The organism is Mesorhizobium sp. M0051 (genome assembly GCF_040323235.1).
Taxonomy (GTDB): Bacteria; Pseudomonadota; Alphaproteobacteria; order Rhizobiales; family Rhizobiaceae; genus Mesorhizobium.
In genome coordinates, this window is the sequence record NZ_JAMYUT010000014.1 from 30,523 (window position 1) to 43,526 (window position 13,004).

A 13,004-nucleotide genomic window follows, 5' to 3' on the forward strand; every position below is an offset into this window, starting at 1 on the left:
CGCCCGGCAGGCCCAGCGCGGCGTTGACATCAGTTGAGCCCCCTCTTATCTGTCCAACGACTTTGCGTCCAGAACCGTTTTCCGGGCGCTTTTTGCGTTTGTCCACGTTCACGTGGAGTTGATGGGGCCGGCCGGCGCTCATCTCATGTTTGAGAATTCTATCGAAAGGACCATTGGATGGTCAGTCTCGGCGGTCTCGCCCGTAAGGTTTTCGGTTCCTCCAACGACCGTCGGGTCAAATCGACCCGGCCCCGTGTCGAGGCGATCAACGCCATGGAAAACGAGATGCGGGCGCTCTCCGACGAGGAGCTGGTCGGCCGCACCGCGAAATTCCGCCAGGACATCGCCAACGGCGCCACGCTCGATGACCTTTTGGTGCCAGCCTTCGCCACTGCGCGCGAGGCGGCGCGCCGCGTGCTCGGCATGCGACCCTTCGATGTCCAGCTGATCGGCGGCATGGTGCTGCACAATGGCGGCATTGCCGAGATGCGCACCGGCGAAGGCAAGACCCTGGTGGCGACGCTGCCGGTCTACCTGAACGCGCTCGCCGGCAACGGCGTCCATGTCGTCACCGTCAACGATTACCTCGCCACCCGCGACTCCGAATGGATGGGCCGCGTCTACAAATTCCTCGGCCTCTCGGTCGGCGTCATCGTGCACGGCCTGTCCGACGAGGAACGCCGCATCGCCTATGCGTCCGACGTCACCTACGCCACCAACAACGAGCTCGGCTTCGACTACCTGCGCGACAACATGAAGTACGAGCGCGCCCAGATGGTGCAGCGCGGTCACAATTACGCGATCGTCGACGAGGTCGATTCCATCCTGGTCGACGAGGCGCGCACGCCGCTGATCATTTCCGGTCCGCTCGAGGACCGTTCGGAAATGTACAACACCATCGACACCTTCATCATCCAGCTGCAGCCGCAGGATTATGAGATCGACGAGAAGCAGAAGACCTCGATCTTCACCGAGGAAGGCACCGAGAAGCTCGAAAACCTTTTGCGCGACGCCGACCTGCTCAAGGGCGAGTCGCTCTACGACGTCGAGAACGTCGCCATCGTCCATCACGTCAACAACGCGCTGAAGGCGCACCGGCTGTTCCAGAAGGACAAGGATTATATCGTGCGCAACGGCGAGATCGTCATCATCGACGAATTCACCGGCCGCATGATGCCGGGCCGTCGCTATTCGGAGGGCCTGCACCAGGCGCTCGAAGCCAAGGAGCATGTGGCGATCCAGCCGGAGAACCAGACGCTCGCCTCCGTCACCTTCCAGAACTATTTCCGCCTCTACAAGAAGCTCTCCGGCATGACCGGCACGGCGCTGACCGAGGCCGAGGAATTCGGCAACATCTACAATCTCGACGTCACCGAGATCCCGACCAATCTGCCGGTCATCCGCATCGACGAGGACGACGAGGTCTACCGGACGGTCGAGGAGAAATACAAGGCGATCGTCCGGGAGATCCGCGAGGCTAGTGCCAAGGGCCAGCCGACGCTGGTCGGCACCACTTCGATTGAAAAGTCCGAGCAGTTGGCCGAGCGCCTGCGCAAGGAAGGCTTCACCGGTTTCGAGGTGCTCAACGCCCGCCATCACGAGCGCGAGGCCGCGATCGTCGCCCAGGCCGGCAAGCCGGGCGCCATCACCATTGCCACCAACATGGCCGGCCGCGGCACCGACATCAAGCTTGGCGGCAACGCCGAGATGCGCATCGAAGAGGAACTCGGCGACATGCCGGCCGGTCCGGAGCGCGAAGCACGCGAAAAGGAAATCCAGGCCGACGTCGAGCGCCTGAAGGAAAAGGCGCTGGCCGCCGGCGGCCTCTACGTGCTCGCCACCGAGCGCCACGAATCGCGCCGCATCGACAACCAGCTGCGCGGCCGCTCCGGTCGCCAGGGCGACCCCGGCCGCTCGAAATTCTTCCTGTCGCTGCAGGATGACCTGATGCGCATCTTCGGCTCCGAGCGCATGGACGGCATGCTGCAGAAGCTCGGCCTCAAGGAAGACGAGGCGATCATCCATCCGTGGATCAACAAGGCGCTGGAAAAGGCGCAGAAGAAGGTCGAGGCGCGCAACTTCGACATCCGCAAGAATCTGCTGAAATATGACGACGTCTCCAACGACCAGCGCAAGGTGGTGTTCGAGCAGCGCATCGAGCTGATGGACGGCGAAGGCCTGAGCGAGACCATCGCCGAGATGCGCGAGGGCGTCATCGACGAGATCGTCGCCAAGGCCATTCCCGAAAACGCCTATGCCGAGCAGTGGGATGTTGCCGGCCTGAAGGCCGAGGCCGCCGAATTCCTCAACCTCGACCTGCCGATCGAAGAGTGGGTCAAGGAAGAGGGCATCGCCGAGGACGACATCCGCGAGCGTATCGCGCAGGCCGCCGACGCCGCCGCCAGGGAGCGCGCCGAGCGCTTCGGCCCGGAGGTGATGAACTATGTCGAACGTTCGGTGGTGCTGCAGACGCTCGACCATCTGTGGCGCGAGCACATCGTCAATCTCGACCATCTGCGTTCGGTCGTCGGCTTCCGCGGCTACGCCCAGCGCGATCCGCTGCAGGAATACAAGAGCGAGGCGTTCGAGCTGTTCCAGGCGATGCTGGGCAATCTGCGCCAGGCCGTCACCGCGCAGCTGATGCGCGTCGAACTGGTCCGCCAGGCCGCCGAAGCGCCGCCGCCCGAAGCCCCCGACATGTTCGGCACCCATATCGACGGCACCACCGGCGAGAACGACTTCGAAGGCGGCGAGACGGCGCTGCTGGTCCGCCCGGAGACAACCGCCATCGTCGCCCCCGAAGACCGCGACCCCAACAACCCTGCCACCTGGGGCAAGGTCGGCCGCAACGAAGCCTGCCCCTGCGGTTCGGGGAAGAAATACAAGCACTGCCACGGCGCCTTCGCGTAAGCGCGGCCGCCTCTTTCCCTTCTCCCCGTTCACGGGGAGAAGGTGCCGGCAGGCGAGTGACGGGCAATTAGCCGATCTCAGATTGATTAAAATACGCCTTGCCGCGTATTGGCAAGGTATTTTATCACTTTAAAAACTTCTTTCGACTCTACGTTGCTATTTCTGCTGTGTTCGTTGCTTAGCCAATCTTAAGAACCAGCTGGAAATGAGATGAGAAGACAGAAACCCTATCCGGGCGGCTGCTCGAACAGGACATATTGCCAGCAAAGGCAGACAATGCTTTACAGCCGATGCAGCCTCCGCCGTCGACACCAGCGCGAAAAATCGTCAAACCCCATACAGGCTGTGATTTCTGGAAACGCGGCAAAGATTAAATTGCGGTGACACTGGAGTCGTGATGACCGAACATGGAGAAAAGATCCTGTGCTTTGTCGCAAAGCGCTTGATCGCCTCGTTGCCTGTTAATACCGAGTAATCCAATCCTCTACAGCTATCATAAGATCCTTGCTGGTCCCTATCGCGTTGCGTATTAGTTTAGAAACATTCTCTCCATCCAATAGAACAGGCTTACCGAGTTCACTCTTCGGGATATCTAGGCGTCGCAACTTGCCCATATATTCTGGGTCTGCAAAGCCAGCTCTATGAACCATAACGTTCCTGACAGCGCTCAGTTCATCAAGCGCCTTGTTACCGAGCGCCTTGTCGATGCGACCAAACTTTTCGCTGAACGCGCTGGCGTATGCCTCTCTGATGGACGAAAGCCTGGTGAATTCGAAACGGCGCTGCTGGCGGAAAATCGAACCCATACTGGAACGTAGATCGAACCTATGCTTCTCAACTAGGCTTAGCGGAATGGATTTTAGTTCGAGTTTTGCGTTGCTCTGGTCAAAGGCTCCCTTGGAGGATGAGTTAGTCCGCGTCGCGTTTCCTTTTAACGACGATAGAACATCTGGATGAGCGTTTAGTGCGGCCTCCCACAGGTCGCCGAGCATTGTCTCGATTGCTGTCCATGTCCCTGTCGTATGGGCAACCAGTATATCGAGAAATCCATAGGCGCCAATTGGCGTTTCAGTAAGTCCATCTAGCGATTTTGCAGCGGCGAAATGAAATTCTCCTGCTTTTTCATCCCAATCAGACTGACCCATTCTTGCTAATGTTGCGGCGTTGTGGGCGCCGAGAATTTCCGAACGGCGTTTTGTTATTTTGACTGCTACGTTGGAGGCAATTGAGGACTCGTCTTGCACTACAGAGCCCGTCACTTCGAACTCGGCAATGTCATTGACTCTTTGGGTCAGAGCCATTCCTCCGGCTATTGAAGTCGGGAGCAACATAAGAAATCGAACGCGTGCAATATTTGCTCTGAACGCCTTGGCGACTGGCACTAAGCTCGGCAACTTTATGTCTGGCAATTCCCAATTTTCATGAGCAAGCTTCGTGATCTCCTGCAGTTTCAGGTCGCGAACCGAAAAGTCGGGGATGGATGCCATCGCGATACCCTAAAGCCACAAACATGATCTTTGGGGATATCACGCCGCCGCTCCGTTGGGTATGGCAAGGAAAATATCGGGAATACGGTACTGACAGGCCGGTTAACCCGAACGGTAGGGAACATGACTGGCATCAAGCGCACGCGATGCAGATCGTGATGGCGATGGCAACGGCATGACGTATACGCGTGTGGTGGACCGCCGGCTTTGCCGGCCCTTCACTATGGCTCCGGGCGTTCGTCGCTCGAAAAGCCAAATCGTTGGCTTTTCGTCCGCTGCGCGGACCACTCCCCACCCAACCGTTTCTTAATGTGTCTCCGCTACACCCAACCCTGAAAAAGAAGCGGAAAACGGAGAGAAATCGGGGTGCGCTTTTCCGCGGCCACGACTGCCGGGCGGTTCTTGCCGCAGCGTTGGGCGCTGCGCATGCGGCCGCTGCTTGGCCGCATCGATGCCGTGCTGTTCACCGCCGACGAGCGCGGCGAGGCCGGCCGCATGTCGGTCATCGCCTTCTCCATCCGCATCGTCAGCGCCGTCATCGCCTTCATCAGCCAGGTGCTGATGGCGCGCTGGATGGGCTCGTTCGAATACGGCATCTTCGTCCTCGTCTGGGTGACGATGGTGATCGTCGGCAACCTCGCCTGTCTCGGCTTCCACACCTCGGTGATCCGCTTCATTCCCGAATACCGCGAGCGCGGCCTGATGGACGAACTGCGCGGCATCGTGCTGGCCAGCCGCCTGTTCGTGCTGATCGCCTCCACGCTCATCGCCGGGCTCGGCGCGCTCGGCGTCTGGCTGGCGGCACCCTGGATCGAAAACTACTATGTGATCCCGTTCATCCTCGGCGTCATCTGCCTGCCGATGATCGCCATGTCGGACCTCTTGTCGGGACTGGCACGCGCCAACAGCTGGGCGCTGTTTGCCCTGTCGCCGACCTATCTCGTGCGACCCATCCTGATCCTGCTGTTCATGGCGCTGATGCTTTTAGCGGGCTATTCGCCCGACGCCAGGACGGCGATCTTCGCCTCGATCGCCGCCACCTACGCCACCACGCTTGGCCAGCTCTTCGGCGTCACCCAGCGCATGGAACGGCAGATCCCGGCCGGGCCGATGAAAGTGCATTTCGCGCAATGGTTCGTCGTCTCGCTGCCGATCTTCCTGGTCGAAAGCTTCTTCTTCCTGCTCACCAATGCCGACGTGCTGATGGTCGGCGCCTATATGGATCCCAACGACGTCGCCGTCTATTTCGCCACGGTGAAGACGCTGGCGCTGGTGCATTTCGTCTATTTCGCCGTCAAGGCCGGCGTTGCCCAGCGCTATGCGCAGTTCACCCATGGCGACCCGCAAAGGCTCGCCGCCTTTGCCCGCGAGACGGTGTCGTGGACGTTCTGGCCATCGCTGTTGATGGCGCTGCTGGTGCTGGCGCTCGGCGAGCCGATGCTGGTGCTGTTCGGCCCTGAATTCAGCAGCGGCTATCCCCTGCTATTCCTGCTCGTCTTCGGCGTCGTCGCCCGCGCCGCCGTCGGCCCGTGCGAAAGCCTGCTGACGATGAGCGGCAACCAGAACATCTGCGCCGCCGTCTATGCCATGACGCTGGCCTTCAACATCGGCCTCAACGTCGTGCTGATCCCGATGTTCGGCCTGTGGGGCGCGGCCATGGCCACCGCCTTTGCCATGATCTTCGAAGCCAGCGCGCTGTCCTTCACGGTGTGGCGCAAGCTCGGCATCGTCATGCTCATCTTCGTGCCTGCGAAAGGAGCCGCGTGATGGCCGCCATCCCGTTGCTTGAGGAAACCAGCGGCGGCACCGCCGGCGCCATGGTGTCGGGCCTTGCCGGACTGGCCCGCGACCCCGACCCTGCCCATATCGAGATCCTCGCCAACAACCGGCCCGAGCGCAAACTCGCCATCTATCCGGCATCGGCCGGCTTCGACCTGGTCGAGGAACTGGATTATCTCTGCGCCCGCACGGTCGAGCCCAACGTCTTCTTCAACCCGCGCTTCCTGGCACCCGCAATGCCGCGGCTGGAGGATCGCGAGGTGCGGCTGGCGGTCATCCGCGACGGCGATGAATACCGCAACCGGCTGCGCCTCCTGGTGCCGTTCTCGGTGGAGCGGCCGGCCATGCCGCTCGGCGTGCCGGTCATGCGCACATGGTCGAGCCCGTTCGGTCCGCTCGGCACGCCGCTGGTCGACCGTGACGATCCGGTCGGCGTCGTCGAGGATTTCTTCTCGATGCTGTCGCGCCCGCACCTCAAGCTGCCGAAAGTGTTCGTCCTGCCCGACATCCGGCTCGACGGCCCGGCGGCGAGCCTGATTGCCACCGTGGCCGAGACGCGCGGCCTGATGCTGGTCACCACCGGCCAGACGCAGCGCCCGGCGCTGGAGAGCGAAGCCGACGGCGACGATTACCTCAAGGCCTCGCTGCGCCCGCACCATTATCGCGAGTTCCGCCGGCTGAAGCGGCGGCTTGGCAACCTCGGCAGGCTGGAGCATGTCGTGGCGCGCGGACCCGAAGATATCTGCCACGCCATCGAAAGCTTCCTGACGCTGGAAGCGGCCGGCTGGAAGGGCCGCGAACGCACCGCCATGGCGATCGACCGCTACCGCGCCGCCTTCGCCCGCGAGGCGGTGCACCGGCTGGCCGAGCAGGACATGTGCCGCATCCATTCGCTGACGCTCGACGGCCGCACCATCGCCTGCCTGATCGTGTTCGTCGAGACCGGCGTCGCCTACACCTGGAAAACGGCCTATGACGAGACGCTGGCCGCCTATTCGCCGGGCACGCTGCTGACGATCGAGGTGACCAGGCAGCATCTCGACGATCCCAACATCATGATGACCGATTCCTGCGCTGTGCCCGACCATCCGGTGATGAGCCGGCTGTGGGCCGAGCGCAAGCCGATGGGCACGCTGGTGATCGGCCTGACGCCGGACGCCGACCGCCTCACCCGCCAGGCCGCCTCGCAGCTGCACCTCTACCGCGAGACCCGCAACATGGCCCGCCTGCTGCGCAACCGCATGAAGAGCTTGCTGGGACGGCGGTAGGCGGCCAGGCGCGGTCCCGAGAGAACGGCATATTTCGCTGCAAGCCGTGGATAATTGATAGAGGTGGCCGAGAACTTACTTCGATTCCCAACAGTCGATGGTAATATTGACGTCTGTTCATAAAAAAACGAGATTTTTTCGACAGCACTTTTTCAGCGACTGCCGGCAAAATCTACTCGCAATCTTGTTGTTGATCCGCGATACTTCAGTGATTCGGTAGCGATGAGAGAAAAATGTCGCTGAATCATGAGGCCAACGGCGCCCGGCACATCAGTGCAGAGGCCAGTGCCGTTGTCCGAAGACGCGACGATGACGCGCTGGAAGAGCTGATCCGAAGCATTCAAGCCGGCACGGCTTCGCCTTTCTTCGAAGAGAAGCCCAACAGATTGGCCCAGTCGGATCCGCTGGCTGCTTCCCCCGCTTCAATTCAGACGGGCCAGGGCAGGCACCTTTCCTCCCCCTTGTCCAGCCATCAGTCGATTCTGCATTCCGGTGACGATTTGGCCGCCCATTTGAAAGGCGTGGCGGAAGGGCTGGAATTGTCGCGTCAAGCATGGTCCTCCCTGCAGGACTATCTGGTCAGGCTCGATGCGCGGACGCGCCATGCCGACGCGCTCGATACCGAGACATGGGAATTGCAAGGGGCGACGGCCAGGCTCGAACACCTGCATGATCGCGCCTCGAAAGAACTTGAGCGGAAATCGCGCGAGCTGTCGATCGCGAGCGCGACCATCGCCGACCTGAAGGTCGAACTCGACAGGGCCCGTCAGGCCATTGCGGAGGCCGACAGGCACGCCAACCAGCGCGAAGCGCGGTTCCTCAAGGCGAATGTCGAGGTCGAGCGCCTGGGACGCAATCTGGCGCGGGTCTCCGAGCAGCTTGCCGATGAGATCATGGCCAGGCAAGCCGCCGAGCGGGCGCGTGAGGACGTTGCATCGCGGCTTGCCGGCCTGGAACAGGCGGCCATGTTGCTTCATGCCAAGGTCGCGGATTACCAGCTCCTCAACGAGCAACTGACCGGCAAACTGTCGCGGCAGATGGCGGTGCAGCAAGACCTGCAAGCGCGGCTGTCCACGGCCGAGCATGAGCGCGGCGTTCTCAACGATTGCGCCGCCGCCGCGCAAGAGCGGGCCGCGGGATTCGAGAGAGAATTGCGCTCGCTCCAGCGCCGGACCACGACTCTGCTCGTCGATCACGCCGTGGTGCGCGCACCGACGAGCCATGTCGGGGACGGTGCCGGGGAAGCAGCCGAGTATTGGCGCCGCGCTTCGCAAGCCGAGATCGCGAAATTACGCGAGGAGCGCGACGCGGCGCGCAAGGACTATGCCGCGGTGAGGGTTCAACTCGCGGACCTGCGCTTGCGTGGCATGACCGACGAGCTCACCCATGCCCGTTGCCGCGATGAGAACCGCGAGCTTCAACACAGGCTGGAAACGCAGACGCGCCAGGACCGGCACAGCGGACCGGCCGCGGATGTGAGTGCCGATCTCGAACGGGCATTCGACGAATTGGACCTGCTGGCGACCGGTGAGCTTAGCGCGGCCAACGACGGCGATCCCGCCGGAGTGCGCAAAGCGTCTTGATCGCTGAAGGTCAAATTTTTCGGATTGCAACGCCGGTTGTTCGAAAAGGCAGTGGTGCCCCTAGCCGGGATCGAACCAGCACTCCTTGCGGAACTCGATTTTGAGTCGAGCGCGTCTACCAATTCCGCCATAGGGGCTCAGGCCGGGCGGCCTGGATGGCGCGGGACTATACGGTTGGGGGCCTGTTCGTCAACTGGCCAATTCTCCGGCTGGCCAATTCTCCGGCATGAATTCTCCGGCATGCCGGATGCGACCAAACTGCGTCTTTCGATTTCGTGACGGCGCTGCCATTGTGCAGTGCGGCAAATCTTTCTAGACAAGCGGCGCATCAAAGCGCGGCTGCCGGAGAAGTTCGCTGCGCAATTTTGGGCGACATGCGTTAGGAGTGGCGATGCTTCGCGGACTTTACGACTGGACCTTGTCGCTGGCGGCCCGCAAATCCGCCGAATGGTGGCTGGCCTTCATCGCCTTCGTCGAAAGCTCGGTGTTCCTGGTGCCGGCCGACGTGCTCTATCTGCCGATGGCGCTGTCGCGGCCGGATCGCGCCTACCGTTATGCGCTGATCGCCACCGTCGCCTCGGTGCTGGGCGGCATCGCCGGCTGGTTTATCGGCCACTATGCCTATGACGCGGTGGCGCGGCCGATCCTCGAATTCTACGGCAAATACGACGAGTTCGAGACGCTGCGCGCGGGCGCGGGTGTCGGTTTCATCATCCTGATGCTGATCACTTCGGGCGCGGCCCATTTGCCGCCGATCAAGGTGGTGACGATCCTGTCGGGCGTCATCGGCGTCAATCTGCTGCTGTTCACCGTGCTGGCGATCGTGGCGCGCGGTGGTCGCTTCCTGCTGCTCGCTTGGCTTTTGCGCCGCTATGGCGAGCCGATCCGCGATTTCATCGAAAAGCGCCTCGGCCTGATTGCAGGCACCGCGGCGGCCGCCCTGATTTTGCTCTATATAACCGTCAAATACGCCCTCTGAAGACAGCCATTGCGAGCCGGACGGAGCCGATTGAGATGACAGCGACCATGAATGCCGACGCCGGGCGCCAGCGGACGCGCACGGCTCTGTTCCTCGCCGTCGCCATGGCCGCCACCGTCGGCTCGGCACTCGGCTTCCAGTATCTCGGCGGCTACATTCCCTGCCACCTCTGCCTGGAGCAGCGCACACCCTACTATATCGGCGTGCCGCTGATGGTGCTGGCGGCGATTGCCTCGATGCTGCACGCACCGGCCTGGCTGACGCGCGGCCTGCTGGCTGTCGGCGGCCTGCTGATGCTCTATGGCCTCTATCTCGGCGTCTATCACTCCGGCGTCGAATGGCAGTGGTGGGCCGGCCCGACCGATTGCACCGCGGGTGCCGGACCGGTCGACACCGGCGGCAAGGGCGTGCTCGACGCACTCGACAAATTCGTGCCGCCATCCTGCGACAAGGCGGCGCTGCGCATCCTTGGCCTGTCGCTGGCCGGCTGGAACGCCATCGCCAGCCTGATCCTCGCCGCCGTCGCCTTCCGCGGCGCTTTCACGCGCGACTGATGTAGCGCGATAGCGCCGACGCGAGATCGTTCAAAGAATTCGGCAGGCTGAGTCGTATGGAGTGATTGTCGAGAACCGAAGCGGAGCGGACATTTGGGTCCGTGAGCATCGGAAGCGCAGACAATCGCTCCAGACGGCCGGCCTCCTGAATTCTCGAACGATCTCAGGGTTCGAGTTCGACATCCCAGTACAGATAATCCATCCAGCTTTCATGCAGATGGTTGGGCGGGAACAGGCGGCCGTTATTGTGCAGATCATGCACTGTCGGCTGGAAAGGCTTCTGCAGCGGCCACATCTTGGCGTGCGCCGGCATCATGCCGCCTTTCCTGAGGTTGCAGGGCGAGCAGGCGGCAACGACGTTTTCCCAGGTCGTGGCACCGCCACGGTGGCGGGGGATGACGTGGTCGAAGGTCAGGTCCTCCGGCGTGCCGCAATACTGGCACTGGAAGCGGTCGCGCAGGAAGACGTTGAAGCGGGTGAAGGCCGGATGCCTTGACGGCTTCACATAGGCCTTCAGGCTGACCACGCTCGGCAGCTTCATCGAGAAGGTCGGCGAGGAGACGGCGTGCTCGTATTCGGCGACGATGTTCACCCGGTCGAGGAACACCGCCTTGATCGCGTCCTGCCAGGACCAGAGCGACAAGGGGTAATAGCTGAGCGGACGGTAATCCGCATTCAGCACCAGTGCTGGAAGCCCATCCGGAGATACGGCAACCGTCACGTGTTTACCTCCTTGGTTCTAGAACCGAACGGCGAGGATACTGTAAGCCCGACATGACAGGGATGTGAAGCGGATTGTCGCGTCGTCGAAGCAGCAAAAAGATAGGATTTTCATGCTTTTTTGCGGTTTCAGGCCGGTGGTGCGGCGTCCCGCCCTCTGGTTTCGCGATAATAGGACCAGAAAAGCCGCGATGCGACACCTCGCCACGGGCTCCATGATTCGGCGAGTTGGATCAGTGTTTTCTCCGGCGGACGCGGGTCTATGCCAAGCGCATGGCCGACCGCGCTCTGCAAGGCGACGTCGCGCGCGGGGAAGATGTCGGGATGCCCGGCGGCAAACAACAGGTATACTTCCGCCGTCCACGGACCGATGCCCGGCACCGCCGTCATCGTCGTGATCGCCTCCTGGGCATCGAGCCAATAGAGGTGATGCAGGTCGAGGCCGTCGACCACGGCTTTCGCAATTGCGATCAGGCCACGCTGCTTCGGCCGCGACAGGCCGGCCTCGCGAAACATGTCTTCGCCGGCAGCCAGGATAGCCTGCGGCGTCAGCGGATCGACGAGCTTGGTCAGCCGACCGAAGATTGCATCGGCGCTGGCGCGCGACACTTGCTGGGAAACGACAATCGACGCCAGGCTTCGGAACCCCGGCTCTGAAAGCCGCAGCGGCACCTCGCCGGCCATGCCGCGCACCTTTTCCAGGCGTGGGTCGATCACGCAAAGCGCGTCGAGCCCCCGGGCAATGTCGTCCGATGTCACGATACGCTGCATGCTTTCTTGTTCCTCGACCGGCTGCACGGTAGCAATTGGCAAAACCGCCGCACAACCCGATTGCCGCCCAAGAGATGACACTCCTGACATTCCGCTTCGCGCCGAGCCCCAATGGCGAACTGCATCTCGGGCACGCCTATTCGGCGCTGCTCAACCAGAAGCTCGCGACACAGGCTGGCGGCCGCCTGCTGCTGCGCATTGAGGACATCGACACCACGCGCTGCACGCCGCAATTCGAGGCCGGCGTGCTTGACGATCTGAAATGGCTGGGGTTCGCCTGGGAAGAGCCGGTGCGCCGCCAGTCGGAGCATTTCGCCGAGTACAAGGCGATGCTTGACCGGCTGATCGCGGAAGAACTCGTCTATCCCGCCTTCATGAGCCGCGGCGAGATCCGCGCCTTTATCACCGACAGCGAAAAGCACGGACGCGACTGGCCGCGCGATCCCGACGGCGTACCGCTCTATCCCGCCGCCGACAAGGCGCTGCCGGTGAAGGAACGCAAGCGGCGGATCGCCGAAAACACGCCTTTCGCCTGGCGACTGGATGTCAGCGCGGCCATGGCGCGTGTCGGCAAGGCCCTGTCATGGACCGAGTATTCCGACGAGACGCTGCTTGTGGCACGCTCTATCGAAGCCCGCCCACAGGACTGGGGCGACGTGATCGTGGCGCGTCGCGACATCCCGACCAGCTACCACCTCGCCGTCGTCATGGACGATGCGCTGCAAGGCATCAGCCACGTCGTGCGCGGGCAGGATCTGTTTTCCGCCACCGCCGTGCAGCGCCTGCTGCAGGAACTCCTTGGGCTGCCGCAGCCTGCCTATTTCCATCATCGTCTAATCCTCGGGCCGGATGGACGAAAGCTGTCCAAGAGCCTCGGCGATACCGGCCTTGCCGCCTTGCGCCATGCCGGCGCATCACCCGAAGACATCAGGCGGATGGTCGGGCTTTGAGCC

The 13,004-nt window shown here is 62.2% G+C and carries 10 protein-coding genes and 1 tRNA gene; 7 read left to right on the top strand and 4 right to left on the bottom strand.

The features are described 5' to 3' along the window. The first annotated feature begins 177 nt into the window (after positions 1-177). Positions 178-2,910, top strand: a complete 2,733-nt coding sequence (gene secA, locus NKJ90_RS16170) for a preprotein translocase subunit SecA (RefSeq protein WP_023757196.1) — start codon at positions 178-180, stop codon at positions 2,908-2,910. A 461-nt stretch (positions 2,911-3,371) separates the two neighbouring features. On the opposite strand, the gene NKJ90_RS16175 is transcribed toward secA, so the two are convergent. Beyond that, a complete protein-coding gene (locus NKJ90_RS16175; protein ID WP_023757197.1) occupies positions 3,372-4,397 on the bottom strand; it encodes a hypothetical protein in 1,026 nt (341 codons plus the stop codon). A gap of 366 nt (positions 4,398-4,763) precedes the next feature. Between NKJ90_RS16175 and NKJ90_RS16180 the strand changes: the two genes are divergently transcribed. From NKJ90_RS16180 to NKJ90_RS16190, 3 genes are all read left to right on the top strand, one after another. Continuing rightward, positions 4,764-6,164: a lipopolysaccharide biosynthesis protein gene (locus tag NKJ90_RS16180; RefSeq protein WP_023757198.1), complete on the top strand. Its 1,401-nt coding sequence runs from the start codon at positions 4,764-4,766 to the stop codon at positions 6,162-6,164. Next, positions 6,164-7,444, top strand: a complete 1,281-nt coding sequence (locus tag NKJ90_RS16185; protein ID WP_023757199.1) for a GNAT family N-acetyltransferase — start codon at positions 6,164-6,166, stop codon at positions 7,442-7,444. The genes NKJ90_RS16180 and NKJ90_RS16185 overlap by 1 nt, the downstream gene beginning before the upstream one ends. 233 nt (positions 7,445-7,677) lie before the next feature. After that, entirely contained in the window at positions 7,678-9,027 is a 1,350-nt protein-coding gene (locus NKJ90_RS16190) for a coiled-coil domain-containing protein (protein WP_023757200.1), read from the top strand. Positions 9,028-9,079: 52 nt separating this feature from the next. Here the strand turns inward: NKJ90_RS16190 and NKJ90_RS16195 are convergent. Further along, positions 9,080-9,164 (bottom strand) — tRNA-Leu (locus tag NKJ90_RS16195). 254 nt (positions 9,165-9,418) lie between these two features. Between NKJ90_RS16195 and NKJ90_RS16200 the strand changes: the two genes are divergently transcribed. Next, positions 9,419-10,006 carry a YqaA family protein gene (locus NKJ90_RS16200; protein WP_023757201.1) on the top strand — a complete coding sequence of 196 codons (588 nt, stop codon included), beginning with the start codon at positions 9,419-9,421 and terminating at the stop codon, positions 10,004-10,006. Between the two features lie 35 nt (positions 10,007-10,041). Next, positions 10,042-10,560, top strand: a complete 519-nt coding sequence (locus NKJ90_RS16205) for a disulfide bond formation protein B (protein WP_023757202.1) — start codon at positions 10,042-10,044, stop codon at positions 10,558-10,560. 163 nt (positions 10,561-10,723) lie between these two features. Here the strand turns inward: NKJ90_RS16205 and NKJ90_RS16210 are convergent, their stop codons facing one another. Beyond that, the gene (locus tag NKJ90_RS16210; protein WP_006328497.1) at positions 10,724-11,281 is read right to left on the bottom strand and encodes an HNH endonuclease; all 558 of its coding nucleotides are present in this window, start codon (positions 11,279-11,281) and stop codon (positions 10,724-10,726) included. 128 nt (positions 11,282-11,409) lie between these two features. Further along, positions 11,410-12,051 (bottom strand): DNA-3-methyladenine glycosylase family protein, encoded by a 642-nt coding sequence (locus tag NKJ90_RS16215; RefSeq protein WP_023757203.1) that lies wholly within the window; start codon positions 12,049-12,051, stop codon positions 11,410-11,412. A gap of 74 nt (positions 12,052-12,125) precedes the next feature. Between NKJ90_RS16215 and gluQRS the strand changes: the two genes are divergently transcribed. After that, positions 12,126-13,001, top strand: coding sequence for a tRNA glutamyl-Q(34) synthetase GluQRS (gluQRS, locus tag NKJ90_RS16220; protein WP_023757204.1), 876 nt, complete (start codon positions 12,126-12,128; stop codon positions 12,999-13,001). Positions 13,002-13,004 lie beyond the last annotated feature (3 nt).

Bases quoted from the DNA above. Each gene is read 5' to 3' on its own strand.
- NKJ90_RS16200 (WP_023757201.1), top strand. From the start codon at position 9,419: ATGCTTCGCGGACTTTACGACTGGACCTTGTCGCTGGCGGCCCGCAAA.
- NKJ90_RS16175 (WP_023757197.1), bottom strand. From the start codon at position 4,397: ATGGCATCCATCCCCGACTTTTCGGTTCGCGACCTGAAACTGCAGGAG.
- NKJ90_RS16190 (WP_023757200.1), top strand. From the start codon at position 7,678: ATGTCGCTGAATCATGAGGCCAACGGCGCCCGGCACATCAGTGCAGAG.
- NKJ90_RS16205 (WP_023757202.1), top strand. From the start codon at position 10,042: ATGACAGCGACCATGAATGCCGACGCCGGGCGCCAGCGGACGCGCACG.
- NKJ90_RS16215 (WP_023757203.1), bottom strand. From the start codon at position 12,051: ATGCAGCGTATCGTGACATCGGACGACATTGCCCGGGGGCTCGACGCG.
- NKJ90_RS16185 (WP_023757199.1), top strand. From the start codon at position 6,164: ATGGCCGCCATCCCGTTGCTTGAGGAAACCAGCGGCGGCACCGCCGGC.
- gluQRS (WP_023757204.1), top strand. From the start codon at position 12,126: ATGACACTCCTGACATTCCGCTTCGCGCCGAGCCCCAATGGCGAACTG.
- secA (WP_023757196.1), top strand. From the start codon at position 178: ATGGTCAGTCTCGGCGGTCTCGCCCGTAAGGTTTTCGGTTCCTCCAAC.